The organism is Streptosporangium sp. NPDC005286 (assembly GCF_040607515.1).
Classification (GTDB): Bacteria; Actinomycetota; Actinomycetes; order Streptosporangiales; family Streptosporangiaceae; genus Streptosporangium.
On sequence record NZ_JBEXGU010000029.1, the window covers coordinates 23,469 to 49,588 of the forward strand.

The window sequence follows — 26,120 nt, forward strand, 5'->3', positions numbered from 1 at the left end:
CCTGTTCGGCGGATCTTGCCGCGGTCGCGGGCCCTGCCACTTCCCCAAGCTCTCGGCCTCGCCCGAGCAGGAGAAACCCCGTTTTCTGCGGCGTTGTCGTCGGTTGCCTACGCTCCGCGTTGTCGCCCTCCTCCGCATGCGTCTCGACGCGCCAGTCCTCGCTCACCAGCACAAAGGCCCCCCTGACACGGCCTGATCCGCCAGACAGGCCACAGCTGATCCCTGTATGCCCCCGTATCGGACTTCAGCGCCGCGCCAGCGCCAGCACGCTCAGTCCGAACATCAGGACGCCCAGGGGGAGATGGACCGACGGTATGTGCGCGATGCCGAGCGCGACCTGGACCGAGGCGAGGACAAGGAAGCCGGACGCGTGCCAGATGGGCCGGGGCGAGCCGCCGCCCGGCTTCCACGCCAGCACCGCCGCGAGCACGTACAGCACCGACGCCCCGTACATCACGCGGGCTCCGGCACTGTGCAGCGTCTCTCCGTAGGGCGAGGTCAGCAGCAGTCCGGCGGAGACCGCTTGCAGGAAGATGGTCAGGGTCTGCAGGGTGATCGCGATCTGCAGAAACGAGAAGCGGCGCTGTGCCGCCGCCTGGGTTGCCATGCCACGGTCCCCTTTTCCGCCCGGGGGCAGTAGGTCGATATGGTCTCACCAGCCCGACGACGCGGGCCTGCGAAAGGTAAGGCGAGGAGGCGGTCGGGAGCATGGGGGCGGCTGGGGCGAGCACCGATGAGATGGCCGGCGAGCGACGCCAACTGCTCAATGTCGCCTACCGGTTGCTCGGTTCACTGGCCGAGTCCGAGGACGCCGTACAGGAGGCCTACGCGCGCTGGTACGCGCTGCCACGAAGTCGACAGGACGAGATCGTGTCCCCCGGCGCCTGGCTGACGACGGTGACCGGCCGCATCTGCCTGGACGTGCTCGGCTCGGCGCGGGCCCGGCGTGAACGCTATGTCGGCGCGTGGTTGCCCGATCCGCTGCCCGACCACACCGAGTGGGACCACGGCCATGGCACCGACCCCGCCGACCAGATGGTCCTGGACGAATCGGTGACCATGGCCTTCCTCGTCGTCCTGGAGTCGATGACACCCGCCGAGCGGGTGGCGTTCGTCCTGCACGACGTCTTCCGGTACCCCTTCGCCGAGATCGCCGGCATCCTTGGCCGGACCTCCGCGGCCTGCAAGCAGCTCGCGGCCTCCGCCCGGCGGCGGGTGCGCGTCGCGCGGGCTCCGGTGACGGCGGCCGAGCAGGCCGACGCGGTGCGGCATGTCAAAGAGGCATGGGAGGCCAAGGACATCGCGGCCCTCATCGAGCTCCTCGACCCGGCCGCCGTGATGACCGCCGACGGCGGCGGCATGGTCGGTACCGTCCTACGCCCGATCGAAGGCGGTACGCGCATCGCCCAGTACATGGTCGCCATCGCCGACAAGGCTCCGGGGTTCGAACTCCTGGAGCGGTCGGTCAACGGTGTGCCGGGCCTGGTGGCCCAGCATGCCGGCACCGTCATGACCGTAGCCTCGTTCGATGTCGCCGACGGCCGCGTCACCCGGATCTGGGCGGTCCGCAATCCGGAAAAGCTGCGGCCGTGGGTGCGGGACGGCGGATTTGTCCGGCCGGTCGTGTGACTGGTCCGTGCCCTGGTCGTCGTTGTGGACATGGGGAGGGGAGAGTCGAACCAAGCCCCGTCACGGGAGTCGCCCGCCTCCCGCCCGGCTCGCGGAACCTCGAACCGGCCGACAGCCGGACGGCATGACCGCGAGCCGTCACGTGTAGCGGAGGTGGGTGCCGCCGGCGCCTTCGATGACCGAGGTCGGGCCTTCCAGATCGCCCGAAGGACTTTTGGGTGCTCGGAAGAGCGTCACACCGGCACTATGGTCACCACGTTTTCGAGTCCTTTGAAGTCGGCGTCGTTACGTGTGTAGAGCGGTAGGCCCCGGGTGGAGGCCACCGCTGCGATCATCAGATCCATTCTGCGGGGGCGGGGATCACGATTGGCGGCGATGGTGAGGGCCACCAGGGTTCCGTAGCGGGCGGCGGCGTCGCCATCGAAGGGCAGTGGTTCGAAATCGGCGACGGCCGCTCCCAGCTTTTCCATGCGTGCGGCTCTGACTCCACCGTCTTTTGCCATGGCGACACCCTGGTGGAGTTCGGCGAGGGTGATCGCGGTGATCTCGGGGATGGTCGGCAGCCGCACTGGATCGATCAGATCGAGATCGATGTATGTGCAGGTGTCGAGTACTCCCGACCCGTCACGGTCAGGCATGATCGCGCTCCCAAGGATCGTCATCGCTGCCGACGCGATCTTCCGTGCCGAAGAACTCATCGGCCTCTTGACGCATGAGTTCGTGGTTCACGCGTGGGAGTCGACGGTGGCGGGCGACCAGTTCCTCCGCGGTCAGGCGCCGTCGGCGAGGCAGCGGCCGTAGCTCGGCGACCTCGATGCCGTTGCGAGTGATGTGGTAGATCTCACCCGTCTCCACCGCATCCATGACGGCTGCGGAGTTATTCCGAAACTCTCGCTGGGTAATCGTCTTCATATACCCAATGTAGCTCACCGTGTCCCAAGGTGCTACGCAATGGGAATGCTCTTCTCGCTGGCGGAACCGATGTCGTTGACCGCTCCCCACTCCGCCGCGATCGGGACACCGTCCAGCGCCCACCGAATCCGGCGGTGTCGCGAAGGCCGTTCGGTCCTCTTCGGCAGGCATGGGCCGGCACCCGTCATAACGGCCCTTGCCTGTCGACACCGGCTGGGTAGATTCATCGCCTACCGAGGCGACCTCAGTGAAGTGGACCGGCAAAACAGGCTGGGAGCAACGGCGTCCAGCCAGTTGTCCGGGAAGCGGGACAGCACCCGGCGCCCTCGTCGCGGAGCAAAGGATCACGTACGTGCCGTACGGATCCGGGAGTACGCGGCCGGCTGCCGGGGCACCACGTCCAGGTCGTACCGGGCGAACGGCAGAGCCCAGCGGCCGAAGACGACCTTCCCCCTGGCCGGTGACCGGTAGTGGCCCCACTCGTCGGTGCAGACGCCGACGAGTTGCAGGCCCCGGCCGCTCTCGTCGTCCTCCCCCGCCTCGGTGATCTGGGGCTCGCCGTCGCTGCTGTCCCAGACCTCCGCGAACAGGCCCACGGTGGTGAGGCGCAGCCGCAGCACGATCGGGTACGGGCCGGCGACCTGCGAGCAGGCACAGGGGGCCGAAGGGTGCGGGCAGGCGTAGCCGTCCGGGGTGTGCGGGACGGCGGTGGCCTTGATGGCGTTGGTGGTCATCTCCGAGACGACCAGCACGCAGACATCGGAAAGCTCCCGCAGGCCCCACCTGCGCAGCTGCGTACGGGTGAAGTCGCGGGCCTGGGACGCGGCGGTCGGCTGCGCCGCCAGCCGCAGCTCGGCCGCGTCCAGGGACAGCTCGTCGGGGGCGCCCAGATCGGGGTGAAACGGTGAGTGCATCGGTCCCGGCCGTTCGACGGGGAGCACGGTCATGTGATGGCTCCAGGGAGGTTCAACGGAGATTCGGTCGCACGTCCCCGGCGCAGATAGGGACGCCCCGCCCGAGCCATGAGATCACGCGAATCCGGTGGCTCCGGCGTTGTCTCAACCCTCCTGTGCGGAGCGTGCCGGAAACAGGCGACGAGACCACGTCTGTTGGTCGCTGTCGGATGTCGATTCGCCCCGCACGACGATGACACGACAGGGATCGGCGATCTGGTCGCTGATTTCTGCACTCTGCCGTCACCGAACGTGATCGACCAGTAACGTTCGGCCCGAAGAATCACCACCGGAGGACCCGCCGGGAGAGGCCGAGCCGATGCCACGTGCACCGCGCAGCGTCAAGCAGCAGATGGACATCTTCAGCGCTGAACTCCGCGAGCGTGGTTGCACGTGGGCGGAGGTCGCAGCGGAGTTCCAGCGACGTTGGCACCTGAACTCCCGTCAGGGCTTCCGGGAGGCGCATCGACTCACACAAGCCAAGGTCTGCCATCTATGGAACGAGTACTGGCCGAACGAGCCACTGACGACCCGCAAGCTCGGGTCGTGGGAGGCTTGGCCTGGCCCCACCGGCAACGAGCCGCCGATCGCCGGTCTGAACCGGCTGGCCCGTATCTATCACTGCCGCACCGCCGATCTGGTCGACGGTGAAGACCACCGCGATGCCGACGAGCACAACGCCCCGGCCGCCCGACTCCGGGGACGAGAACTGGTGGCCGCGGGAGCCGCGGGCAGCCTCTGCCACGAGGACATCCAGGGGGTGCTGGCGACCCTGCCGGCCCTGCCCGCCGGACCCGCGCCGGTCGGGTCGACCCGCGAGGAGGAGTACGACGCCCTCGTACGGGCTCTCGCCCAGTGGGCGGCGTCCATGAACCGGCGCGACGTGCTGGCCCTGGTCAGGGCCGCGGCGGCCGCGGCGGCGGCCTCTCCGCTACTGGACCGGCTGAACGACGACGAGCTCGACCGGCTCGCCCTGATCGCCGCCGAGCCGTCCCGGGTGGACCAGGCGACGGTCGACCACATCGACGCGGTGCTGCATCACTGCATGCGCCAGGAGGACAGTCTCGGCCCCCAGTCGGTGCTGGGGACCGTGCTGGCCCAGCAGCACCTGGTGCGATCGCTGATCCCGGCCGCGTCGACGGACGAGGTGCGCGAGAGGTTGCTGTACCTGCTGGCCAACATCTGCAGGTTCACCGCCTGGGTGCTGTTCAACCTCAACGACTTCAACGGGGCGAACTACTACTACGAGCAGGCCAAGTCGGCCGCGCACCGGGCCGACAACGACGCGATGAACAGCTTCGTCCTGGCCAACTGGTCGCAGCTGGCGACCTGGCAGGGCGATCCCCGCCAGGGTGTCGAGCACGCTCTGGGGGCGCTGGCCTGGGGGCAGCGGGCCGGTAGCAAGCTGCTGGTGTCGTACGCGTGCGACGTCGGCGCCCGCGCCTACTCCGCGGTGTTGCGCCGCTCGGCCAAGACCGATCGCCACAAGGACCACGCCCGGTGCATGAGGAGCCTGGACCGGGCCCTCCGCGAGCTCGGCCATGCGGGCACGGAGGACGTGGGCGGTAAGCTGCTCTACTTCTACGGCGACGGGCAGTATCTGTCGACCAAGACCAAGTGTCTGCTGGACATGGGCGACGCCCAGGCCGCCGTCGAGATGGCCGCCCGTTCCCTGGCCCGGATCGACCCGACGTTCGTCCGCAACCTGGCGTTCAGCCGGCTGGATCTGGCGCGTGCGCATCTGCGGCTGCGCGCCATCGACGAGGCGTGCGAGCATATCGGCGAGGCCGCCCGCCTCACCTGCCGGAACACCTCGCCGCGGCTGGCCCGCTCGGTGGTGGAGATCCGCGAGGCGCTGAACCCGTGGGCGAGAACCCGCCAGGTGGCCGCTCTGGACGAGAAGCTGCATGCCCTCCAGCTCATCGCCTGACGAATCACCTCGCGAATCGTCTGACGAGTCGGCTCACCGGCGGCGCGCCGTGGGTATTTTCTCCAGCACCAGGATGTCGAAGACCGGGGCGGGGATCGGCGGGTCCAGCAGCTTGTGGGACACCTTCCGCCACCCCCACCGCCGGTAGATCGCCCGGGTCCGCGCCGCCCTGGGCTGCACCGACAGGGTCGCCCGCTCGGCACCGGATCCGGCGATCAGCTCGTCGTGGATCCGGTGCCCGACCCCGAGGCCACGCCAGCCGGGCAGCACCCCGTAGTCGATGATGGCGAACGTCCTGGTCCCGGTCTCGGTCGCGAACTCCTCGTCGACCGGTTCGGCCAGCCCGGTCCACCAGCGGGCGTCGGCGGGCAGCAGGTACCCGTAACCGAATCCGACGAAGTCGGGGCCGGAGCGCGCGGTGGTCAGCCGGAATCCGGGCTGGTCCATCAGGTGGGGAAAGTAGGAGCGCTGGTTGGCGAACTCCGCGCGGTTCCCGTTGAAGGGAGGCAACGAGAACACCGCCTGGTAGAGGTCGCAGACGGTCTCGGTCAGCGCGAGCGACTCCCGGTGGCCTCGTGTCTCTATGGTCACGTTTTCGGTGGGGGTCATGCTCACCTCCTACGGCCCCTCTTCCCATGGCTCCTTACCCGTGGACGGGCGAGCGGCCGCTCCGGTTCCCGTACCGGGGGCGAGGCCGTGCGTGTCAGCCTTTCGTGACGTCGCTCAGCGGTACGGAGAGGTCGGCGAGCCGCTCTGGGCGGACGGTCGCACCGCTGCGGATCAGATCCTGGGCCGGTGCGATGCCCTCGTCCCACTGGTTGACGTGCATCCCCGCCACGACGCGCCCGTCGGCGAGCCAGAAGGCGTGGAAGGCGCCCGACTCCAGATCTCCGCGGATGACCACGGAGTCGTACCCGCCGGGCGCGAACCAGCCGGAGAACTCCATGCCGACGTCGTACTGGTCGGTAAAGAAGTAGGGCGGCCGGTCGTAGACGACCGGCCGGCCGAGCATGGCCTTACCCGCGGTCAGCCCTCCGTTGAGTGCGTTGGCCCAGTGCTCGACGCGGATGCGGGTGCCGTACAGGAGGTTGAACGCGTTCGCCACGTCACCGGCGGCGTAGACGTCGGGGTCGTCGGTGCGGAGTGACTCGTCGACGACGATCCCGTTCTCCACCACCAGGCCGGCCCGCTCGGCGAGTTCGGTGTTGGGGTTCACGCCGACACCGACGATCACCACGTCGGCCGCGACCTCCTGCCCGTCGTCGGTGGCGACCGCGTGGACGCGTCCGGAGCCCAGCAGCCCGGTCACCTCGCGACCGAGCCGCAGGTCGACGCCGTGCCGCCGGTGCACGTCGGCGAAGAAGGCGCCCAGTTCGGGGCCGAGCGCGGTGTGCAGCGGCACCGCCCTCGGCCCGATGATCGTCACCTCGCAGCCGTACTCCCTGGCGGCCGCGGCGGTCTCCAGCCCGATCCAGCCCGCGCCCACGACGGCCACCCTGCCCCCGCCGCGGATCGCCTCGCGCAGCCGCTCGGAGTCGTCGAGGCTGCGGAGGTAGTGCACGCCGTCCAGGTCGGCGCCGGGCACGCCGAGACGGCGCGGTGAGGCGCCGGGCACGAGGAGCAGCTTGTCGTACCGGATGCGCCGCCCGTCGTGCAGTTCCACCTGGTGCGCGGCCCGGTCGAGGTCCGTCACGCGGCGCCCGAGCAGCGGTTCCACGGAGTTGTCCGCGTACCAGCCCTCGTCGTGGACGTAGACCTTGGCCTTCTCCTCCTTGCCGAGCAGGTAGCCCTTCGAGAGCGGGGGCCGCTCGTACGGGAGTTCGGTCTCGGCGCCGATCAGCGTGATCCGGCCCGAGAAGCCCTCCTCGCGCAGGGACTCCGCCGCCTTGGCCCCGGCCAGGCCCGCTCCGACGATGACGAACGTCTGCTCGGTAGTCATGCTCTCCTTCCTATCCGATTCCCACGCCGGTTCCAACGATCGCGAGAGGCCCGGATCCGGTGCGCCAGGTCGGCGGACGCCGGGCCCGCCCGGGGATCGGCGGCTGATCGGCCTCGAAGCGGGACGCCGGAGTGACGGGCACCGGGCGATCCTCCCGGGAAACGAACAACCGGTTTCCGCGCCCGGCCCCGGTACCGGATTGAGCACGCTTGTCGGAACACGTCCCCCAAACGGGCGGTAAATCAGCGAAAGAAGTCTGGCCGGGGCACGATTCACTTACTCTCGGGAATTCCCAGGAAAGGCGCCCGAGCCGCCTGCCGGAAAAACACGCCGGTCCTTCATAATCCCTTTCGTACACGTCGTACTGGGTTCCCTGCGGCCTGGTCAGGCCCGTGAAATCACAGGCGGCGAGGTCACGCAAGACCTCCTGCCGATTACCCGGGGAAATTTTCGTTTACCCTGCCGGAAACCAGATTCCGCACTCCAGGAAAGGCGGGCTTATATATTTCCTACGCCATCAAGCTCGCCCCGTGGACGGGGATGCCTACGCCCCTGCCCACGGCGCGCCGTTTTGATAAGGAGCATGCCGCATGCCATTGAATCGACGATTCGCCCGAGTCACGGTCAGCTGCGCGTTCGCGGCGATCGCCGTCCTGAGCCTCGGAGCCTTCTCACCCGCCCCGCCGGCCGCCCCGGGCGGCTCGCCGGCCGCCCCGGTCCAGCGGGTCGACCCGCCCCCCAGGCCCACGGCGCGCGCCCTGACCGCCGACGAGATCCGCAGGAGGGGGCTGGACAAGTACATCGACATGTCCCGCCAGCAGGAAACCCCTCCCAGGATCATCGACACCAACCAGGGCAGGTTCGCCAGCGGCATCCTGTCGCCCGCCAGGCAGTTCTCCAACACCTCCGGTAACTTCACGTCGGGCTGCTGGTATCTGACGACCACGTACGGGGCTCCGGGCCTCAGCGGGTTCGGCTACCACACGTGGTGCGGCAACGGCACCCAGGTCACGTACACCTCGGCGAGCTGCACGGGAAGCACCAACCTGCCCACCTACATGTACGAGGGCTGCCAGAACATCCAGGCGTACGGGGTCGGCTGGAACGTCTGGGACGTCACAGACGGATGGCGTTTCTGCACCTCCTACAACCCCTACACGGGCGTGTGCTCCTCCCGGGCATACCCGTGGCAGAAGAACCGCTACGGGGCCAACGGCCAGGTCTGGCTCCTCGGCTGGGGCAACTAGGCACTGACCCCCGGACTCGCGTCTCGCGGCGGCGGCACCGGCCTCACCAGGCCGGCGCCGTCGCCGTTCCGTTTCCCGGGCCCCCGAGCGGTGGCGGGACAGGCATGACAAGCCCTGGCCGGGCGGGCGCGGCAGATAATTCATCACTTGTTGATTTATTGGCCTCCCCGGCCTAACGTTGCAGCACGCATCAGATGCAGCGACACAGGGAGCGGCCCGATGGACGGCGTGGAGCGTGACCGGCTGGCCGGCGACATCCCATCCCCGACACCTCCGGCGGGGTCTCGGCAGGAGGCGCCCCTGCCTCTCATCCTGAGATTCGAGGACATCGGGGCGGAGATGCTGCCCCTGGTCGGCGGCAAGGCGGCCAATCTCGGCGTGCTCACCACCGCCGGGCTCCCCGTTCCCCCGGGCCTGTGCGTCACCACCGAGGCCTACCGCAGGGTCACCGAACGGACCGCGCTGAAGGATCTGCTCACCGCGCTCGCCACCACGCCCGCCGAGGACGTCGCCGCCCTGAACGCGCTGGCCGCCAAGGCCCGTGAGACCGTGCTCGCCGCACCGATCCCCGATGACATCGCGGACGTCGCGAGGAGCGGCGCGAACGGCCCCGTCGCGGTCCGCTCCTCCGCGACCGCCGAGGACCTGCCGTACGCCAGTTTCGCCGGGCAGCAGGACACCTACCTCAACGTGATCGGCGCCGACGCCGTGCTGGACGCGGTCCGGCGGTGCTGGGCCTCGCTCTGGACCGACCGGGCCGTCGCCTACCGGGCCGCGAACGGCATCGACCACGGCGCCGTGCGCCTGGCGGTCGTCATCCAGGAGATGGTCCAGTCCGAGGTGGCCGGGGTGATGTTCACCGCCAACCCGGTCACCGGGCGGCGGCGCGAGGCGGTGATCGACGCCAGTCCCGGTCTCGGCGAGGCCGTGGTCTCCGGCGCGGTCAATCCCGACCACTTCGTGCTCGACACCGCCACCGGCCGGATCACCGAGCGCCGCCTGGGAGACAAGCAGGTGGCCGTACGGTCGCTGGCGGGCGGCGGCGTCGAGCACGTCGAGACCCCCGCGGACCCCGTGGAGAGTGCCTGCGTCACCGACGAGCGGCTGGCGGCGCTGGCCGAGCTCGGCGACCGGGTCGAGCGGCACTACGGGGCACCCCAGGACATCGAGTGGGCCATCGACGCCGCCGGTGTTCTCTGGCTGACCCAGGCACGTCCCATCACCACCCTCTACCCGATCCCCCACCACGCGGAGCCGACCGCGAGCCCGGCGGGCGGTGCTCCCGCCGTGACGGGCGGCACGGGAACCGCGGTGGAGATGCCGTCCGGAGGTTCCGGGCCCGGCGACACCCGGATCTACTTCTGCTTCAGTCTGGCCCAGGGTCTCCACCGGCCGATCACCCCCATGGGCATGTCGGCCTTCAGGCTGCTCTCGTCATCGGTGTCCGAGATGCTGGGGATGCCGGTGGCCGACCGGCCGGCCGGGGCCCCGCCCGTCGCCGAGGCGGGCGGGCGGCTGTTCTTCGACGTCACCGGCCTCATTCGCAGCCGGGTGGGCCGGGTGCTCTTCCCGAAGGTGCTCGACGTGATGGAGGCCAGGTCCGCGAGGGTGCTGCGCGGACTGTTCGACGACCCGCGGTTCGGCGTCACCCAGCCCTCGCTCCGGCCGCCGCTGCGCCGGGCGATGCGGATCGCGGCCCGCTTCCACATCCCGCGCCGCTTCGTACGGGCCCTGCGCGATCCCGCCTCGGCGCACCGGGACGTGGAGCTGCTCCGGGAGCGTCTGCGGGGACGGCTCCCGGCACCGCGGGGCGCCACCCCGGCCGAGCGTCTCGACCATGTCGAGCGGATGCTGGGCGGCCAGATCTTCCCGCTGCTGCCGACCATCGCCCCGGCCGCGGCCGCCGGGTTCGCGATGCTCGGCCTGGCCGCCCTGGTGCTGGGCGACCGGGCCCGGCCCGGTGAGCTGGAGACGGTGCTGCGCGGGCTCCCGCACAACGTGACCACCGAGATGGACCTGGCGCTGTGGCGGCTGGCCGCCCGCATCCGCGAGGACGGCGAGGCCGCCTCCCTGCTGCTCGGCACCCCCGCCGCCGAGCTGGCCGAACGCTTCCACGCCGGGACGCTGCCCGGCGTGCTGGGAGACGGCCTGGCGGACTTCCTCTCCGGCTACGGCGTCAGGGCGGTCGCCGAGATCGACCTCGGGCTGCCGCGCTGGTCGGAGGAGCCGACCCACATCCTCGGCGTCCTCGCCAACTACCTGCGGCTGGAGGACCCGGCCCTGGCCCCCGACGCGCTGTTCGCCAGGGGCGCCACCGAGGCCACTGCCATGATCAAGACCTTGAGCGGGCGTGCCGGAGGGCCGCGCGGGCCCCTCGTCCGCTTCGCGCTCGGCCGGACCCGCGCGCTGGCGGGCCTGCGTGAGATGCCCAAGTACGTCGTGGTGACCGCCCTGGCCGCGATGCGGGCCGAGTTGCTGGCCGTCGGTGCCGAGCTGGCCTCCCGTGGCCTGCTCTCCCGCGCCGACGACGTCTTCTTCCTGACCTTCCACGAGGCCAGGGCGGCCCTTGGCGCCCCGTCCTCGCCAAGGGCCATCGCGCCGGCGGAGGCCACACTGGGAGAACTCGTGGCGCGGCGGCGTGCGGAGGCCGCCCGCGAACTACGCCGCAGGCACGTCCCCCGCGTCCTGCTGTCCGACGGCACCGAACCGGAGGCCACCGCCGTACGGGCACCGGTGGACGGCGCGCTGACCGGCACCCCGGCCTCGGCGGGCACCGTCACCGGTGCCGCCAGGGTCGTCCTCGACCCGGTCGGCGCGCACCTGGAACCCGGGGAGATCCTGGTCTGCCCCTCCACCGACCCCGGCTGGACCCCGCTGTTCCTGACGGCGGGCGGCCTGGTGATGGAGATGGGCGGCGCCAACTCCCACGGCGCCGTGGTGGCCCGCGAGTACGGCATCCCGGCCGTGGTGGGCGTGAGCGGGGCGACCGAGCACATCGTCACCGGCCAGGAGATCACCGTCGACGGCGCCTCCGGTGTCGTCACCGCCGCCTGACCACAGGCACGGAATGTCGGTCAGGGGCTCACGGGGTGACGGTGAGGGAGAGGAAGGTGGCCGCCGGGCGCAGGGTCTGGACCGAGGGGCGCGTGGCGGTCGCCGACCACGGGTCCTCGGCGGTGCCGGGGTGCGGGGCGAACAGCGGGTAGTCGCTGCAGGAGAGCACGAGCCGCAGCCGGTGGCCTGACCTCAGCCGGTAGCCGGTGTGGCCGAGATCGACCTGGACGCCCGCCGACCCGGTGATCAGCGCCTGCCCGCGGGAGATCATGTGGGCGGAGCCGTCGGGGGCCACGTCGTGGAGCTTGACGAACAGGTGCATGCTCGGCGCGTCGGTCTCGACCGCGACCAGGGCGTTGACCGGCCCGGTCAGGTCCAGCGGGCGCCCGGCGGGCTCGCCGGTGAAGACCACCACGTCGGGCCGGTCGTGCAGCGGGCTCTCGTCCGGGTACTCGTGCAGGAAGACCCACGGATCCTTCACCATCGACGGGACCGGATCGGCCGGGTCGTGCGTCCACCTGACGACGCGCGCACCCGTCTCCGGCGTGGTGGCCAGCGCGTTCCCCGACGGGTGCAGGAGCAGTTCCACCGCGTCCCGCGGCGGCCACTCGCCCGCCGTGCGCTCGCCGTCGTGCCCCTGGAACCACGTCGCCCGCGACAGCGAGGTGACCGGCCGCAGCCCTCGTACGAACACGTCGAAGAAGTCCAGCGTCCGGCCGAGGTAGCGGGGCAGGATCCGGTCCAGCAGGGCGGCGTCGAGCGCGTGGTCGTCCGCGGGGACGACGGGGGCCTGGGCGAGATGGTAGGTGTGGTGGTCGCAGGCGTCGGCGTCGAGGTAGGCGAGGTCCCGCCAGGCCGGTACGGCGAGTTGCGCCGAGTGGTCGCGCATGGACAGGTCGATGAGGTTGTCGAACCAGCCGACCCGGTGCAGCACCGGGACGGGGCGTGCGGTGAACGGGTGCCGGGAGGCGAACGGGTTGACGGGCGGCCAGCCGGCCAGCATCGCGTCCACGGCCGCGGAGCGGGCTCCGATCGCGGAGAAGGCGGGTTCGAAGACCTCCCTCAGCGGCCGGACCGACCAGTCGGTCTCGTAGTAGTGGACGTCCCGGTCCACCCACATGTGCGCGAAGTAGGCGGCCTGATACAGGCAGCTCACCCGGCCGACGAGGAGCATGTCCGAGATGCCGGTACCGGTCACCCGGGGCGCGACGGCCCGCAGCGCCGGGTGGCCGCCGGCGACTCCCGCCCACTGCGTGTAGCCGTGGTAGGAGTCGCCGGTCATCGCGACCGCCCCGTCCGACCAGGGCTGCCCCACCACCCAGTCGAGCGTGTCGTAGGTGTCCTCGACCTCGTGGACGAACGGCATGGTCTCGCCTTCCGAGCGGAACTTGCCGCGTACGTCCTGGGCGACGAAGACGTAGCCGCGCTCCAGGTAGCGCGGCGCGATCCTGTCGACGGCCATCCACGCGCTCGCCTTGTCGTACGGCATGCGCGAGACGACGACCGGGTGCCTGCCGGGTGCGGGCGGCAGGTAGACGTCGGTGGCCAGCCGGGTGCCGTCGCGCATGGGCACCATGAACTGTTCGGCTCCCGGGTGGAGAGGGGCCGGGCCGATCCTGAGGGTTTCCATCAGGGATCCTCTCTTGAGGTTGATCCGGTGGTCTTCGGCGAGGTCGTCACCGGGAGGGCGCTCTGGGTCGCCCGCCCGGCCCCGGTCGTGGTCATCGGGAGGTCCGCTCGTGAACCAGGACGCCCTCGACGAAGGTGAGGTCCACCCGCGCGTCCGCGACCTCGTGGGCCGGTTCCTCGAACGGGTCGCGGTCCAGCACGGTCAGGTCCGCGTACTTTCCGACGGCGATCGTGCCGGTGAGGTGGTCGAGGTGGTTGATCCACGCTCCCCCCGCGGTGTAGGCGCTCAGCGCGTCGGCCAGCGCCAGCCGCTGCTCGGGCAGGAAGGGCTCGCCCTCGCGGTCGCCGGGGATGAGCCGGTTGACCGCGCCGTGTATCCCCCACAGAGGGTTGGCACTGGAGACGGGCCAGTCGCTGCCCGCCACCATCGTGACCCCCGCCTCCCGCAGCGCGCCGAAGGCGTACTGCCGCCGTGACCGCTCCTCGCCCAGGAACGGGATCGTCAGTTCGGCCATCTGCTCGTCGCGAACCGCCCAGAGCGCCTGCATGTTGGCCGCGACCCGCAGCCGCCGCAGGCGTGGCACGTCATCGGGGTGGACCAGTTGCAGATGGGCCAGGTGGTGACGGTTGTCTCCCCGGTGGCCGCGCCCACGCGACGGCTCCGGATCGGCGGTCCTGCCCCGTGCACCCTCGATCGCGTCGAGGGCCTCGCGCACCGCGCGGTCGCCGATCGTGTGGAAGTGGATCTGGAAACCCTCGGCGTCCAGCAGGCGTACCGCCTCGCCCAGCGCCCCCGGGTCAAGGTAGCTGTGCCCCCGCCTCTCCCCTGCCCCGCCCGGCGACCGGTACGGCTCCAGCAACGCGGCGGTGAAGTTCTCGCACACGCCGTCCTGCATGATCTTCACCGAGGTGGCGGCGAACCGGCCGACCGTGCTCGTGGCCCGGCGCCTGACCAGGTCGTCGAGCTGTGCCACGCCCGCGTCCCTGTCCCACCACAGCGCACCCACCACCCGGGCCGTCAGCCGCCCGTCGGCCGCGGCCGCGCGATAGGTCTCCAGCGCGTCGGGGTAGCTCAGGTAGTCGCCGACCAGGGCGTCCTGCCAGCCGGTGACGCCAAGGGAGTGCAGGTGGCGCTGGCCTTCCATGAGCGCCTGCGCGTACTCCTCGGGCGAGACGGCGGGCAGCAGCCGGGAGACCAGCTCGGCCGCGTTCTCGTGCAGCGTCCCGGTCGGGGTGCCGTCGGGGTCGCGCTCGATCCGGCCGTCCGGCGGGTCGGAGGTGTGCCGGTCGACACCGGCCAGCTCCAGTGCCCTGCTGTTGACCCACGCGCCGTGCCCGTCGCGGTTGAGCAGGAACACCGGCCGGTCGGGCACGACGCGGTCCAGGTCCTCCCTGCGCGGCGTGCCGCCGGGAAAGTGGTCCATCGACCAGCCGCCGCCGACGACCCAGGGGCGGCCGGGGTGCGCGGCGGCGTAGGCGGCGACACGGGCCAGCGTTTCGGCCGCGCCCGCCGAAGCCGGGGCGGCCAGGTTCCCCTCTCCCGCGAGCAGGTCGCACCTGGCACGTCCCAGGCCCCCGAAGACCGGGTGCGCGTGGGCGTCCACGAATCCGGGGATCGTCAGGGTGCCCGCCAGGTCGACCACCTCGGTGGTGCGGCCGATCAGCTCCCTGACGGCCGGCGCTCCCAGCGCCACGATCCGTCCCTGGCGTACGGCGACCGCATCGGTCCACGACCTGGCGGCATCGGCGGTGAAAACCGGGCCGTCGATGAGAACCAGGTCCGCCGGCTTCTCGTTCATGACCCCTGAGCAAACACCCAGGACACAGTGATGTCAATGCCTTGGACTATAGTTTGGTCCATGGCTTTGAATTCCAGCCGGACGCGGAGGCGACCTGAGATGATGACCCGGTGAGCAATCCTCAGCGACGTCCCCGCCTGCCCCGCGGGGCACTCACCCCCGACCTCATCGTGAGCACGGCGCTGCGCCTGCTCGACGAGGACGGGGCGGCCGCCTTCAGCATGCCCCGGCTGGGCAGGGCGCTCGGCGCCGACCAGACCGCCGTCTACCGGCACTTCAGTGGCCGTGACGACCTGCTGCTCGCCGTCGCCGACCGGCTGCTGCAGGAGGCGTTCGAGGATTTCACCGCGGCCCCGTACTGGGCGGACACCCTCGCCGAGCTCTGCCGCAGGATCCGCGCGACCTACCTCGCCCACCCCGCGGCCGCGGCCCTGTCCGGGCCGCGCACGACCAGGGGAACCGCGGAGATGCGCGCGGCAGACACCATGATCGGCGCACTGATCGGCGCCGGTTTCGACGGCACCCGGGCGGCGATGCTCTACCGGGTCGTCGCCGACTTCGCGCTCCTGTGGTCGGGCGGGGAGGCCGCCTTCCACAGCCTCGCCCCCGAGACCAAGGCGGCCGAGGTCGCCGGGGCGAGCCTTGCCTACCGCGCGGCCGACCCCGACTCCCACCCCCACATCCACGCGATCCGCGACCATCTCCCCAAGGTCGATCCGGACGAGCTGTTCGAGACCGCGCTCGGGCTCCTGCTCGACTCCATCGTCCGGGAATCCGGTGATGACGGGAAACGGCCGTGGAGCTGATCGCCAGGGGCAGGACCGCGGACGTGTACGCGCTCGGCGACGATAACGTCATCCTCACCGGCCGCGGACCGAGTGTCATCGACTGGTGCAACGCCGCCGCCGGGGATCCCGCGGCGGACGTGGCCCAGACCCTCGTGCTGGTGGGGAGCAGTGACGCCTCGGGGTTCGCCGCCCGGCTTCGCAGGCGTGCCCTGCTACGGGCGTTCCAGCGGGAATGCCGTACCGATCCGGCGTCGCGCACCGCCGAGGTCGTCACGGCGCGCCTGGCGGACCCGCTCGAGCCACACACACCCAGGTCAACCTCGGCGGCTGAGTTTCCGCACCCCACACCCCTTGCAAACGACAGGGGCCATCGCCGAGGCGGACCGTGACGCGGCGTGCAATCCGCATCAACGCTGGTAGCCGATCTCGGGGAACTGCGCCGAAGGGGCCTTGAGCAGGGCGGAGGGATGGCTGCGGAGGTGCTCGTCGAAGAAGGCCGCCGGGTACTCCCTCTGGAAGGCGAGCGCCTGTTCCACCGGGATGGTCCCCACCAGCTCCTCCAGCTCCGCCTTCTCCAACCCCAGCTGCGCGGCAGCCAGCCGGATCAGCACCACGTCGTCGCCCATGGAGTTATGCCCAGCGCCCTTGATCGTGAGGTGCAGCCGCCACCCGGTCAGCTTGTCCCAGAACTGCCGGACCAGGGGGTTCTTGTCCATGCCGCCCTTGCCCGTAGTGTCCACCACGACGAATGGGCGGTCCAGAGCCCCCCGGCCCTCGTCACTCTTGCCGAGTTTGGCGCCGTCCAGCCCGAACCCGGCCTTGATCCGCGTGTCGGCGAACATGGCGGACGCCGTGGTCCAGGCGCCGAGCGAGTGGCCGAACATCCCGATGCGCTCCAGGTCGAACGAGCCCGCCTTGTCGAGCGAAGGGAGCTGGTCGAGGACGAAGCGCACGTCGGCCACCCGGACGACGACGGCCTGGTCGAGGTCGGTGGGCTGCTTTCCGGCGACCACCCGGCCGCCGGGGAACTCCACGACGGCCGCGTCGTACGGATGGTCGATCGTGACCACGACGAAGCCGCGGCTGGCCAGCTCCTGCGCGACTCCGGTCCCGTAGGAGCGGGAGGCGTCGAGGCCGGGCGAGTACAGGATCACGGGCAGCTTGCCCAGCCCGGTGTCCATCGGCGCGCCCTCATATCCGCTGGTGCGGTCCAGGCGTAGCCCGGTGATGCCCTGGTCGCGCATATAGTGCTCGGCTGCTGCCTTGGGCATCCACGGTGCCACAGGAAGGCCGGCCGTCGTCTTGGCCGGGTACCACAGGCTGATCATCAGCTCCCGCCCGCGCCCCGTGTCCTCCAGGCGCGTCGCGGTCGTGCCCACCGGGTGGGGCCCGGACGGCTTGGGCAGCTCGAACGTGACCGACTGCCGCTCCGAGCACGCGGTGACCAGCACCAAGAGGCAGGCGAGGAGGAAGGTGGTTCGCTTCATGTCTCCAGGCTCGCCTCCGGCCGGGCCGCCCGCCTCGGCCGCGCGACCGAACCTGCTGTCAGCCCAGAAGGGTACGAAGGTCGAGGAGCTCGGTACAAAAGCAGCTATCAAGGAGCAGTTTCGCCCCCACTCGCCCACCCGTGGCGAGGTCTACCACTACTCCGACACCGGCTACACCCTGCTCGCTATGGCCGTGGAAAAGGTCGGCGAGGGGACCGTCTGGGGCCACGGCGGCTTCTTCGGTGCCTTCGAGTACGCTCGCGCGAGCACCGCATCTCGCTGACCGGCACCCTCACCCAGTCCGTCCAGGTCGCCTACCCGCGATGGAAGAAGCTCATCGCCAGCGCCCTGGCCGCGTCACTCGGGCGGCCCGTTCCGGGTTGTGAGTGACCTACCTGGTGTAGGTCACCTCGGGAAAGCGCGGCGTCGGCCTGTCCAGCAGCGGGGACTTCCGCCCGCGCAGGAACCGGTCGAAGAAGGCCAGCGGGTAGGCCCGCTGGAAGGCCAGCGCCCGCTTCTCCGTGATCGTCCCGACGGATCCTGCCAGCTCCTCCTTTGGCAGCCCGATCAGAGGCGCGACCTTCCTGATGAGCCGGGCGTCGTCGCCGAAGGAGTTGTGCGCCGCCCCCTTGACGGTGAGGTTGAGCCGCCAGCCGCGCAGGTTCTTCCAGAACGTCCGAAGGACGGGGTTGGTGGCCAGCCCGCCCTTGCCCGGGGTGTCGACCACCAGGTATGGCCGGTCCAGCCCGGCCTCCGCGACCGGACCGAGCACCGCGCCGTCGAGCCCGAGCCCGGCCTTGATGCGCTTGTCTGCGTACATGGCCGAGGAGGTGGAGGCGCCGCCGAGGGAGTGGCCGAACATCCCGATCCGCTTCATGTCCAGCACCCCCGACAACCCCGCCGGGAGCTTGTGCGCGGCCAGTTGGTCGAGCACGAACCTGGTGTCGTCGGCGCGCACCTTGGCCGCCTTGACGAAGTCGGTGATCTCACCCTTGGGGTTGGTGGCGACCCGGCCGCCGGGGAACTCCACGACGGCCGCGTCGTAGGTGTGGTCCATAGTCACCACCACGTAGCCGCGGCTGGCCAGCTCCTCGACCACCCCGGTCCCGTAGGAGCGCGAGGCGTTGGCGCCCGGCGAGTACAGCACCACCGGCAGCTTCCCGAGCCGCCGGTCGGCAGGGGCGCCCAGATGACCGTCCGTCGCGCCCAGCACCAGTTTGCCCGGCGGCACGCCGAGCGCGCGCAGATAGCGGTCGGCAGCCGCCTTCGGCATCCACGGCGCGACCGGGTATCCCGCCGTCTTGCGCGCCGGATACCAGATGCTGATCATCAGTTCGCGCTTGTTCCCTGCCACCCACGGGTCGGTCCTGGACTTGTCGACCAGGTGCAGCGCGACCGTGCCGATCTTGTGCGGGCCGGTGGGGGACGGCGGCTCGAACCGCACCGGGGCCGTGGCCGCGACTGCCGGGGCGGCGGCCACCGCCAGGAGCGCGACGACGCCGATCACGAGAGTTGTTCGTTTCATGCTCTCCACGCTGCCGTCCGGGCAGGCGTACGGCATCGCGCCGCGGAACGAATCTCGCCTCAACCCAGGACGCTACGCGAAAACCGCTGCTCCTCCTCGCGGACGATGTTACTTCCCGGCCGGTGACCTGCGCGGATACTGTCGGCTGGTGAACGAGACCCTGGTGGTGCACAGGCTGCGCCACGGCCACTGGGTGGCCCTGGACGTGGCGGCCGCGCTGCTGCTGGCCGCCGCCTTCGCCGCCGCGGCCCAGCTGAGGACCGGCCTGCCACCGGCGACCGCGCTGTCCGCCCTGGCCGCACTGCCGGTCGCGACCCGGCGCGGGTGGCCGCTGCCCTCGCTGGCGGTGTCGCTGGCCGCAGCCGTCGCCGCGCTGCTTATGGGCGTGGACTCCGCCTACCTGCCGGTCGCCGTCGTGCTCTACTCGGTCGGTGCGCAGAAGCCGCGCAGGCGGGCCGTCACCGGACTGGCCGCGTCCCTCGTCTGCGTGGCGGCCGCCCTGCTCGCCGCCGCCTGGCCGTCCTGGACGCAGGCGCTCGGCAGCGCTGGGTTCGGCCTGGCCCTCATGGGCCTGTCCTGGACGGCAGGCCTGGCCGTACGCGAGAAGAATCTTCTTGCCGCGCGTACGGCGGAGCGGGCCGTGGTCGAGGAGCGGCTGCGGATCGCCAGAGACCTGCACGACGTCGTCGCGCACAGCATGAGCCTGATCACGATGAAGGCGGGGGTTGCCGGGCTCGTCGCCGAGACCCGTCCCCAGGAGGCGCGCGAGGCGCTGCGGCTCATCGAGACCACCGGCAGGGAGGCGATGCTGGAGATGCGCGCGATGCTCGGCATGCTGCGCTCGCAGACCAGCACCCAGGGCACGGCGCCCGCGCCCCGGCTGCAGGACCTGCACGCGCTGGCCGCGCACGCGGGGGTCGAGGTGGACCTGCGCGTCGAGGCCGAGGATCTGCCCGAGGGGGTCGGCCTGGCTGTCTACCGGATCGTCCAGGAGGCGCTGACCAACGTGGTGAAGCACGCGGGAACCGGCTGTCGGGTGCGGGTCACCGTACCGAAGGCAGGGGTGGTGGAGGTCGAGGTGGCCGACGAAGGCCGGGGCACGCCGCGCGACGGGGGCGGCCACGGGCTGCTCGGCATGCACGAACGCTGCCTCATGTACGGCGGGCAGCTCACCGCCGGCCCGGACCCGGGCGGCGGCTTCCGCGTCCTTGCCCGCCTCCCCTACGCGCTGAAGGACACCCCGTGATCAGGGTCGCCATCGCCGACGACCAGCCGCTGCTGCGCGCCACCCTCACCAGGCTGGTCGGCACCGCCGACGACATGGTCGCCGTCGGCGAGGCGGGCACCGGCGACCAGGTCGTCGAACTGGCCGCGCGCACCAGGCCCGACGTCGTGCTCATGGACGTCCGCATGCCCGACATGGACGGACTGGCCGCGACCCGCAACATCCGCGCCGACCCGGCTCTGTCGCAGGTCCACATCATCATCCTGACCACCTTCGACCTCGACGAGTACGTCTACGAGGCGCTCCGCGCCGGGGCCAGCGGATTCCTGCTCAAAGACATCCCGCCAGCCGACCTGCTGGCCGCGATTCGGGTGGTCGCTTCCGGCGAGGCGCTGCTCGCGCCGACGGTCACGCGCCGGCTCATCGCCGAGTTCGCCCGCAAGGAGGCGGCCGAGCCCCTGATCGCGCGCGAGCTGGCGGCGGTGACCGGGCGCGAGCGCGAGGTGCTGACGCTCATCGCCCGCGGCCTGACCAACCCCCAGATCGCCGCGCACTTGGGGCTCAGCATCTCCACGGTTAAAACCCACGTACGCAGGCTGCTGTCGAAGCTGGACGTGCACGACCGCGCCCAGCTCGTCATCGTCGCCTACGAATCAGGCCTGGTCACCGCCGCCAAGCGGAGCAGGTAGACGAACGACGCACGCGGCTACGCGCCACTCTCGCCGCCCGCGACACCGGCAGCGGGGTGTACTTCGACTCACGCGCCTGGATCATCACAGCCCTGCGCCTGCCGAAAACTCTATCCATGCAGTTCAAGCGGCATGTGAATACTCGTGGAGGACTCCGCCGAGCCGGTCTCGTCGGCATACGTTCAGGTTGACGATTCCGGCTGGATCGATGATCGGATCCGGGACGGCACGTCGTGGAGCCGCCCGGTCCAGGGCTTGATGGGCCCGGTGGGCGTCTGGTCCACCGACTTCAGTGTCGGACGCTTGGACAGGGCCGGCGCCTACCGCGTGGGGATCTACAGCGACACCCCTGACTGCGAGTGTTTCGTCGCGATCGGCCCCTCCAAGGAGTTCTGGCCTCGACACCCGTAGAGTCCAGGCCCTCCGGTTTCCGACCTGAGTCGATAGGAGATGGACCGCCCCATCGCGTAGGGTCCGCCCATGAGCGGTGGGGACGTGCGCGGCAGCGCCACTTGGGGCCAGGTCGAAGAGTATTTCCGGCGGTTGCACGAGCCGGCGTTGGGACAGCCGTACAAGCTGCTGGAGCCGTCCTGCTCCGCCGACGGGTCGCGGATCGCCGTGACCGGCCTCGTGTACGACGAGCTGGCCGGCCTTCCACGCCAGGCCTGCTTCCTGGTCGACGGTGCGGACCTGCGGCCGCTGACGGGGCCGTCCGGTTCCTCGCGGCAGCCGCGCTTCTCCCCGGACGGGGCGACGGTGGCATTCCTGTCGGACCGTACGGAGGCAGGCCGGTTCCAGCTGTACCTGTTGCGCACCGGTCAGCTGGGTGAGGCGGAGGCGATCCCGGCCGTGCCCGGGACGGTGGAGTACTGTTCCTGGTCGCCGGACGGCACGAAGGTGCTGCTCGGGGTGGCGGGGCTCGGTGCCGATCTGGCCAGTGATCAGGGGAGCGGCACGACGTACAAGCCGAAGGAGGAGCTGCCGGATTGGCACCCGCGCGTCGAGATCGGCGTGACGGAGGAGTCGTGGCGGTCGTTGTGGATCCACGACCTCGCGGCAGGTACGACCACCAGGCTGTCGCCGGAGGGTCTCAACATCTGGGAGGCGGTCTGGCTCGGCCCCGACGCGGTCGTCGCGGTCACCAGCCCTGCTCCGGGCGAGGCCGCCTGGTACACGGCCGCGCTCTCCCGCCTGGGCCTCGACGGGGCGGTTACCGAACTGGCCCGCTCCGAGGTGCAGCTCGGCTGGCCCGCGGCCTCGCCTTCCGGGGGACGGTTGGCGGTGGTCGAGGCGGTGGGCAGCGACCGCGGGGCCATCGCGGGTGACCTGCTGCTGGGCGCTCCCGGTGCTGCCTTCGAGCGGGTCGACACCGGTGAGGTGGACGTCACCGCGACCCAGTGGATCGACCCTGATCGCCTGGGAATCCTGGGGATCCGCGGCCTGGAGACCGTCGCCGCGGTGTACGACGCGGTGACCGGGAAGATCACCGAGCTGTGGTCGAGCACGGACACCAGCTGCGGCACTGACTACCCGGAGGCGGCCTGGTCCGCCGACGGCCGCGTGGTGCTCGTCGAGGAGGGCTACTCGGTGCCGCAACGGGTCGTGGTGCTGGGTGACGACCGGGTCGAGCTCGCGGGGATCGGACACCCGGGCACCGAGTACCTGCTGTCGGTCGCGGGCAAGGCCGAGACGGTCGCCTGGACCGCACCGGACGGGCTGCGAATCGAGGGGATCCTATGCGTCCCCGCCGGGGACGGGCCCTTCCCGCTCGTGGTGAACATCCACGGTGGCCCGGTGTGGGCCTACCGGAACACCTGGTCGATGTCCTCCTCCTATACCCCGCTGCTGGTGGCCCAGGGGTACGCCGTCCTCAGCCCCAACCCGCGGGGCAGCTCCGGCCGCGGGCAGGACTTCGCCCGGCTGGTCTTCGGGGACATGGGCGGCGAGGACACGGCCGACTTCACGTCCGCGATCGACGCTCTCGTCGAGCGCGGGATCGTGGACCCGGCCAGGGTCGGCCTCATCGGCGGGTCGTACGGCGGCTACATGTCCTCGTGGCTGGTCACCCAGGACCAGCGCTGGGCTGCCGCCGTACCGTTCTCACCCGTGACGAACTGGTACAGCCAGCACTTCACCAGCAACATCCCCTACTTCGACGTGCTGTTCCTCAACGGGAACCCGGAAGTCCCCGGCGACAAGTTCCACTCCAGGAGCCCCGTCACCCACGCCGGCAAGGTGCGCACCCCGTGCCTGAACATCGCCGGCGCCCTGGACCGTTGCACTCCCCCGACGCAGGCCCAGGAGTTCCACCAGGCGCTGCTCGAGCACAGCGTCGAGTCCCAGCTCGTGATCTACCCGCAGGAAGGCCACGGCGTCCGTCAATTCCCGGCTCTGATCGACTTCTGCACCCGCGTCGTGGACTGGTTCCAGAAGCACATGCCGGCCCGCGGCTGACACCCTTCGTACCCGAAGGTCCGGCTATGGCGCAGCGTGCGATGATTGGCGGTAAGAGGGCTGATTCACCGCCCTCGACAAGGGGTGAACGGACAGGCCCGGGTTTCCATCCGCGGTCGGCCGGCGGACGTGGCGCACGCCACTTACCGTCCTGCCATGACGATCACCTTCCGTGCCGCTCGGCTCGCCTTCTGTCGAGCCCCTGACCGGCGACGTATCGACGCGCTCGCTCGTCCCCTTCGCGAGCGAGGATGGCAAAATCATCGTACGCAGGAGTGGTGGTGCGAGGTGGACGAGCTGCAGCGGGTCGCGCAGGCGCTCGCGGACCGGATCAGCCTGGCGGTGGCGATCGACGACCCTCAGATGAACCTGATTTGTCACACCGCCCACGACGACCACATCGACCGGCACCGGATCTCGAGCATCATGAAGATGCGCGCCCCGGACGAGGTCGTGGCACACGCCGTCGCCCAGGGCATCGCCACGGCCGAGGGGCCGGTGCGCGTGGCCGGGCGGCCTGAGATCGAACTGCTGCCCCGGATCTGCTTTCCTGTCCGCTGCCAGGGGCTCCTGTTCGGCTACCTCTGGATCATCGAGCCCGAGGAGGGGCTACCCGCGGACGAGGTGCAGGCAGCGGCGAAGGCCGCGGCGGACGCGGGCCAGCTGCTCTTCCGCGAGCGCCTCGTCGACGACCTGCGGGACAGCCGCGAGCGCGAGCTGTTGCGGGACCTCATCTCCGACGACCCCGCGGTCAGCTCCGCAGCCGCAGACCTGCTGGCCGACGAGGAGATGCTGCCCCCTGCCTGCTCGGTCGCGGTCCTCGTGGTGCAGGCGAGCTCGACCGAGCAGGAGGACCTGCGCACTACGTTGCACGCTGTGCTGCGCCGGGCGGGGCGACGGGCCACGCCGCTGGTGAGCCTGTCGATGGCACGCGCCGGCGGCCGTGGCGTGCTGCTCCTGGCCGGGCGACGTCCACCTGGGGCGGCCGACCTGCGAGGGGTGGCCGAGCAGGTGCAGGACGAGCTGGTCAAGCAGCTCGGTGACAGCGTCCAGGTGCGGGTGGGCATCGGTCCCGTCGTGGACGGGCCCACGCGCGCCTCGGTGAGCGCGCGGCGGGCGCGCGAGGCGCTCGACGTCACGCAGAAGGTGACCGGCTTCGGCACGGTGACCGCGTGGGATGACCTCGGCGTCTACCGGCTGCTCGTGCAGCTGCCGCTCTCCGACCTGCCGGAGGACGCCATCCCCGACGGGCTGCGCACCCTCATGGAGTCCGACCACGAGGGCACGCTGGCCGAGACCCTGGAGACCTGGCTGGACGAGGGCTGCGACTCGCGGCACACGGTGGCGCGGCTGCAGGTGCATCGCACGTCGCTGTACTACCGGCTGGGGCGCATCGAGGAGATCACCGGGCTATCCCTTAAAAGCGGCGGCGTACGGCTCGACCTGCACCTCGGGCTGAAGCTCGCCCGCCTGCAGGGGCTTCTCGGCAGGTGACGAACCGGGGACGGGGAGGCCTCGACAGTCGTCGGTGGGCCCTGCGTTGACACGAGGCGAGACTTTGCACATGAGTGTGACAGCAGACGTAGTGGTGGTCGGTGCCGGCGTGATCGGCTCCTCGATCGCCTTCGAGCTGGCCAAGACGGGCCGCTCGGTGGTGGTGGTCGACAAGGCGAGCGGGCCCGGCCAGGGGTCGACCAGCGCGTCCAGCGCTGTGATCCGGTTCAACTACTCGACCTGGGACGGCATTGCGCTGTCCTGGGAGTCCAAGCACTGCTGGGAGAGGTGGGCCGACCACCTCGAGGGCGTGGACGACGCCGGGATGGCGAAGTTCCACCGCGTCGGCAAGGTGTTCATGGACGTCGACATCGCGCCGATGGACCGTGTCCTCGAGATGTTCGACCGGGCGGGGATCCCGTACGAGGTTTGGGAGGCCGACGAGCTGGCCCGCCGAATGCCCGGGCTCGACCCTGGCCGGTTCTGGCCCCCGAAGCGCATCGAGGATCCGGCCTTCTGGGAGGACACGGACAAGCGCCTGGGTGCGCTGTGGACCCCGGACGCCGGCTTCGTCGACGACCCGGGTCTGGCTGCCGTCAACCTCGCCAACGGCGCGAAGCGGCGGGGTGCGCAGTTCCTGTTCAGGCGTCAGGTGATCGCCGTCCTCGGCGACGGTGCGGTGAGCGGTGTCCGGCTCGACGACGGCACGACCGTGAGCGCGCCCGTCGTCATCAACGCGGCCGGGCCGTGGTCCGGCAAGCTGAACGCGCTGGCGGGCGTCGGCGCAGGCTGGTCGGTCACCGTCCGGCCGATGCGCCAGGAGGTGCACCACATGCCCGCGCCGGCCGGCTACAACGGCGAGGGCATCGGCCCGTGCATCGCCGACCTCGACCTCGGCATCTATATGCGGGGCGCCCCGGGTGACGGGCTGTTGGTCGGCGGCACCGAGCCCGAGTGTGACGAGCTGCAGTGGGTCGACGATCCCGACGCCATCAATCCCAACCCCACCCGGCAGGTCTTCGAGGCACAGGTCACGCGTGCCGCCCGCCGCCTTCCCGACCTCGGTGTGCCCGGCAGGCCGACCGGCATCGCCGGCGTCTACGACGTCACCGAGGACTGGACCCCGATCTACGATGGCACGGAACGCGCGGGCTTCTACGTCGCGATCGGGACCAGTGGCAACCAGTTCAAGAACGCCCCCATGGTCGGGCGCCTGATGCGGGCCGTGATCGACGGTGAGAACCGCGTCGTCGGTGAGCACACCGGGTTGGAGATAGGGCTCGCCGCCTTCGGTCGTGCCCGGCCGCGCAACGCGGACTCGACGGGCACGGTGATGGGATGACCGAGCCCGCCTTCATGTCACTCC

General features: G+C 70.8%; 23 protein-coding genes. 13 read left to right on the forward strand and 10 right to left on the reverse strand.

Annotated features, from left to right (window positions below):
* Nucleotides 1-244 precede the first annotated feature (244 nt).
* The gene (locus ABZU75_RS13745) at nt 245-607 is read right to left on the reverse strand and encodes a hypothetical protein (RefSeq protein ID WP_355553436.1); all 363 of its coding nucleotides are present in this window, start codon (nt 605-607) and stop codon (nt 245-247) included.
* 101 nt (nt 608-708) lie between these two features.
* Here ABZU75_RS13745 and sigJ point away from each other — a divergent pair, with 101 nt between their 5' ends.
* Nucleotides 709-1,629, forward strand: a complete 921-nt coding sequence (sigJ, locus tag ABZU75_RS13750; RefSeq protein WP_355553439.1) for an RNA polymerase sigma factor SigJ — start codon at nt 709-711, stop codon at nt 1,627-1,629.
* A gap of 233 nt (nt 1,630-1,862) precedes the next feature.
* Here sigJ and ABZU75_RS13755 read toward each other — a convergent pair whose 3' ends face one another.
* The 3 genes from ABZU75_RS13755 to ABZU75_RS13765 all read right to left on the reverse strand — a co-directional run bounded on the left by ABZU75_RS13755 (nt 1,863) and on the right by ABZU75_RS13765 (nt 3,488).
* Nucleotides 1,863-2,267: a type II toxin-antitoxin system VapC family toxin gene (locus ABZU75_RS13755; RefSeq protein WP_355553442.1), complete on the reverse strand. Its 405-nt coding sequence runs from the start codon at nt 2,265-2,267 to the stop codon at nt 1,863-1,865.
* Nucleotides 2,260-2,541, reverse strand: a complete 282-nt coding sequence (locus ABZU75_RS13760; protein ID WP_355553445.1) for a type II toxin-antitoxin system prevent-host-death family antitoxin — start codon at nt 2,539-2,541, stop codon at nt 2,260-2,262. Before ABZU75_RS13760 ends, ABZU75_RS13755 begins: the two co-directional genes overlap by 8 nt.
* A 344-nt stretch (nt 2,542-2,885) precedes the next feature.
* A complete protein-coding gene (locus ABZU75_RS13765) occupies nt 2,886-3,488 on the reverse strand; it encodes an ATP-binding protein (RefSeq protein ID WP_355553448.1) in 603 nt (200 codons plus the stop codon).
* A gap of 325 nt (nt 3,489-3,813) precedes the next feature.
* Here ABZU75_RS13765 and ABZU75_RS13770 point away from each other — a divergent pair, with 325 nt between their 5' ends.
* Nucleotides 3,814-5,424, forward strand: a complete 1,611-nt coding sequence (locus ABZU75_RS13770; protein WP_355553451.1) for a hypothetical protein — start codon at nt 3,814-3,816, stop codon at nt 5,422-5,424.
* Between the two features lie 33 nt (nt 5,425-5,457).
* Here ABZU75_RS13770 and ABZU75_RS13775 read toward each other — a convergent pair whose 3' ends face one another.
* Together ABZU75_RS13775 and ABZU75_RS13780 are read right to left on the reverse strand one after the other, a co-directional pair.
* Nucleotides 5,458-6,033, reverse strand: a complete 576-nt coding sequence (locus ABZU75_RS13775; RefSeq protein WP_355553454.1) for a GNAT family N-acetyltransferase — start codon at nt 6,031-6,033, stop codon at nt 5,458-5,460.
* A 94-nt stretch (nt 6,034-6,127) separates the two neighbouring features.
* The gene (locus ABZU75_RS13780) at nt 6,128-7,363 is read right to left on the reverse strand and encodes an FAD-dependent oxidoreductase (RefSeq protein WP_355553457.1); all 1,236 of its coding nucleotides are present in this window, start codon (nt 7,361-7,363) and stop codon (nt 6,128-6,130) included.
* A gap of 590 nt (nt 7,364-7,953) precedes the next feature.
* On the opposite strand from ABZU75_RS13780, the gene ABZU75_RS13785 reads away from it, so the two are divergent.
* Together ABZU75_RS13785 and ABZU75_RS13790 are read left to right on the forward strand one after the other, a co-directional pair.
* Nucleotides 7,954-8,610 carry a hypothetical protein gene (locus tag ABZU75_RS13785; protein ID WP_355553460.1) on the forward strand — a complete coding sequence of 219 codons (657 nt, stop codon included), beginning with the start codon at nt 7,954-7,956 and terminating at the stop codon, nt 8,608-8,610.
* A gap of 219 nt (nt 8,611-8,829) precedes the next feature.
* The gene (locus ABZU75_RS13790) at nt 8,830-11,664 is read left to right on the forward strand and encodes a PEP/pyruvate-binding domain-containing protein (RefSeq protein WP_355553463.1); all 2,835 of its coding nucleotides are present in this window, start codon (nt 8,830-8,832) and stop codon (nt 11,662-11,664) included.
* A gap of 28 nt (nt 11,665-11,692) precedes the next feature.
* Here the strand turns inward: ABZU75_RS13790 and ABZU75_RS13795 are convergent, their stop codons facing one another.
* Together ABZU75_RS13795 and ABZU75_RS13800 are read right to left on the reverse strand one after the other, a co-directional pair.
* Nucleotides 11,693-13,294, reverse strand: coding sequence for a CocE/NonD family hydrolase (locus ABZU75_RS13795; protein ID WP_355553466.1), 1,602 nt, complete (start codon nt 13,292-13,294; stop codon nt 11,693-11,695).
* A 91-nt stretch (nt 13,295-13,385) separates the two neighbouring features.
* Nucleotides 13,386-15,092: an amidohydrolase gene (locus tag ABZU75_RS13800; RefSeq protein ID WP_355553470.1), complete on the reverse strand. Its 1,707-nt coding sequence runs from the start codon at nt 15,090-15,092 to the stop codon at nt 13,386-13,388.
* 110 nt (nt 15,093-15,202) lie between these two features.
* Between ABZU75_RS13800 and ABZU75_RS13805 the strand changes: the two genes are divergently transcribed.
* Together ABZU75_RS13805 and ABZU75_RS13810 are read left to right on the forward strand one after the other, a co-directional pair.
* Nucleotides 15,203-15,898, forward strand: a complete 696-nt coding sequence (locus ABZU75_RS13805) for a TetR/AcrR family transcriptional regulator (protein ID WP_355553473.1) — start codon at nt 15,203-15,205, stop codon at nt 15,896-15,898.
* Complete coding sequence (locus tag ABZU75_RS13810; protein ID WP_355553476.1) at nt 15,889-16,269, forward strand: phosphotransferase; 381 nt, start codon at nt 15,889-15,891, stop codon at nt 16,267-16,269. The genes ABZU75_RS13805 and ABZU75_RS13810 overlap by 10 nt, the downstream gene beginning before the upstream one ends.
* An 18-nt stretch (nt 16,270-16,287) precedes the next feature.
* On the opposite strand, the gene ABZU75_RS13815 is transcribed toward ABZU75_RS13810, so the two are convergent.
* Nucleotides 16,288-17,367 carry a lipase gene (locus ABZU75_RS13815; protein WP_355553479.1) on the reverse strand — a complete coding sequence of 360 codons (1,080 nt, stop codon included), beginning with the start codon at nt 17,365-17,367 and terminating at the stop codon, nt 16,288-16,290.
* On the opposite strand from ABZU75_RS13815, the gene ABZU75_RS13820 reads away from it, so the two are divergent.
* Nucleotides 17,366-17,650: a hypothetical protein gene (locus ABZU75_RS13820; protein ID WP_355553482.1), complete on the forward strand. Its 285-nt coding sequence runs from the start codon at nt 17,366-17,368 to the stop codon at nt 17,648-17,650. The genes ABZU75_RS13815 and ABZU75_RS13820 overlap by 2 nt on opposite strands.
* 108 nt (nt 17,651-17,758) lie before the next feature.
* On the opposite strand, the gene ABZU75_RS13825 is transcribed toward ABZU75_RS13820, so the two are convergent.
* On the reverse strand, nt 17,759-18,892 hold the full coding sequence (locus ABZU75_RS13825) for a lipase (protein WP_355553485.1): 1,134 nt from the start codon (nt 18,890-18,892) through the stop codon (nt 17,759-17,761).
* A gap of 148 nt (nt 18,893-19,040) precedes the next feature.
* Here ABZU75_RS13825 and ABZU75_RS13830 point away from each other — a divergent pair, with 148 nt between their 5' ends.
* From ABZU75_RS13830 to ABZU75_RS13855, 6 genes are all read left to right on the forward strand, one after another.
* Nucleotides 19,041-20,138, forward strand: coding sequence for a histidine kinase (locus ABZU75_RS13830; RefSeq protein ID WP_355553488.1), 1,098 nt, complete (start codon nt 19,041-19,043; stop codon nt 20,136-20,138).
* Nucleotides 20,135-20,806, forward strand: coding sequence for a response regulator transcription factor (locus tag ABZU75_RS13835; RefSeq protein WP_355553491.1), 672 nt, complete (start codon nt 20,135-20,137; stop codon nt 20,804-20,806). The genes ABZU75_RS13830 and ABZU75_RS13835 overlap by 4 nt, the downstream gene beginning before the upstream one ends.
* 144 nt (nt 20,807-20,950) lie before the next feature.
* A complete protein-coding gene (locus ABZU75_RS13840; RefSeq protein ID WP_355553494.1) occupies nt 20,951-21,217 on the forward strand; it encodes a hypothetical protein in 267 nt (88 codons plus the stop codon).
* A gap of 69 nt (nt 21,218-21,286) precedes the next feature.
* On the forward strand, nt 21,287-23,260 hold the full coding sequence (locus ABZU75_RS13845; protein ID WP_355553497.1) for a S9 family peptidase: 1,974 nt from the start codon (nt 21,287-21,289) through the stop codon (nt 23,258-23,260).
* 288 nt (nt 23,261-23,548) lie between these two features.
* Nucleotides 23,549-24,754: a helix-turn-helix domain-containing protein gene (locus ABZU75_RS13850; protein ID WP_355553500.1), complete on the forward strand. Its 1,206-nt coding sequence runs from the start codon at nt 23,549-23,551 to the stop codon at nt 24,752-24,754.
* Nucleotides 24,755-24,824: 70 nt separating this feature from the next.
* Complete coding sequence (locus ABZU75_RS13855) at nt 24,825-26,096, forward strand: FAD-dependent oxidoreductase (protein ID WP_355553503.1); 1,272 nt, start codon at nt 24,825-24,827, stop codon at nt 26,094-26,096.
* Nucleotides 26,097-26,120 lie beyond the last annotated feature (24 nt).

What these genes read in the sequence shown, in the direction of transcription:
- ABZU75_RS13745 (WP_355553436.1), bottom strand. Translation starts at nt 607, where the DNA reads ATGGCAACCCAGGCGGCGGCACAGCGCCGCTTCTCGTTTCTGCAGATC.
- sigJ (WP_355553439.1), top strand. Translation starts at nt 709, where the DNA reads ATGGGGGCGGCTGGGGCGAGCACCGATGAGATGGCCGGCGAGCGACGC.
- ABZU75_RS13755 (WP_355553442.1), bottom strand. Translation starts at nt 2,267, where the DNA reads ATGCCTGACCGTGACGGGTCGGGAGTACTCGACACCTGCACATACATC.
- ABZU75_RS13760 (WP_355553445.1), bottom strand. Translation starts at nt 2,541, where the DNA reads ATGAAGACGATTACCCAGCGAGAGTTTCGGAATAACTCCGCAGCCGTC.
- ABZU75_RS13765 (WP_355553448.1), bottom strand. Translation starts at nt 3,488, where the DNA reads ATGACCGTGCTCCCCGTCGAACGGCCGGGACCGATGCACTCACCGTTT.
- ABZU75_RS13770 (WP_355553451.1), top strand. Translation starts at nt 3,814, where the DNA reads ATGCCACGTGCACCGCGCAGCGTCAAGCAGCAGATGGACATCTTCAGC.
- ABZU75_RS13775 (WP_355553454.1), bottom strand. Translation starts at nt 6,033, where the DNA reads ATGACCCCCACCGAAAACGTGACCATAGAGACACGAGGCCACCGGGAG.
- ABZU75_RS13780 (WP_355553457.1), bottom strand. Translation starts at nt 7,363, where the DNA reads ATGACTACCGAGCAGACGTTCGTCATCGTCGGAGCGGGCCTGGCCGGG.
- ABZU75_RS13785 (WP_355553460.1), top strand. Translation starts at nt 7,954, where the DNA reads ATGCCATTGAATCGACGATTCGCCCGAGTCACGGTCAGCTGCGCGTTC.
- ABZU75_RS13790 (WP_355553463.1), top strand. Translation starts at nt 8,830, where the DNA reads ATGGACGGCGTGGAGCGTGACCGGCTGGCCGGCGACATCCCATCCCCG.
- ABZU75_RS13795 (WP_355553466.1), bottom strand. Translation starts at nt 13,294, where the DNA reads ATGGAAACCCTCAGGATCGGCCCGGCCCCTCTCCACCCGGGAGCCGAA.
- ABZU75_RS13800 (WP_355553470.1), bottom strand. Translation starts at nt 15,092, where the DNA reads ATGAACGAGAAGCCGGCGGACCTGGTTCTCATCGACGGCCCGGTTTTC.
- ABZU75_RS13820 (WP_355553482.1), top strand. Translation starts at nt 17,366, where the DNA reads ATGTCTCCAGGCTCGCCTCCGGCCGGGCCGCCCGCCTCGGCCGCGCGA.
- ABZU75_RS13815 (WP_355553479.1), bottom strand. Translation starts at nt 17,367, where the DNA reads ATGAAGCGAACCACCTTCCTCCTCGCCTGCCTCTTGGTGCTGGTCACC.
- ABZU75_RS13825 (WP_355553485.1), bottom strand. Translation starts at nt 18,892, where the DNA reads ATGAAACGAACAACTCTCGTGATCGGCGTCGTCGCGCTCCTGGCGGTG.
- ABZU75_RS13845 (WP_355553497.1), top strand. Translation starts at nt 21,287, where the DNA reads ATGAGCGGTGGGGACGTGCGCGGCAGCGCCACTTGGGGCCAGGTCGAA.
- ABZU75_RS13855 (WP_355553503.1), top strand. Translation starts at nt 24,825, where the DNA reads ATGAGTGTGACAGCAGACGTAGTGGTGGTCGGTGCCGGCGTGATCGGC.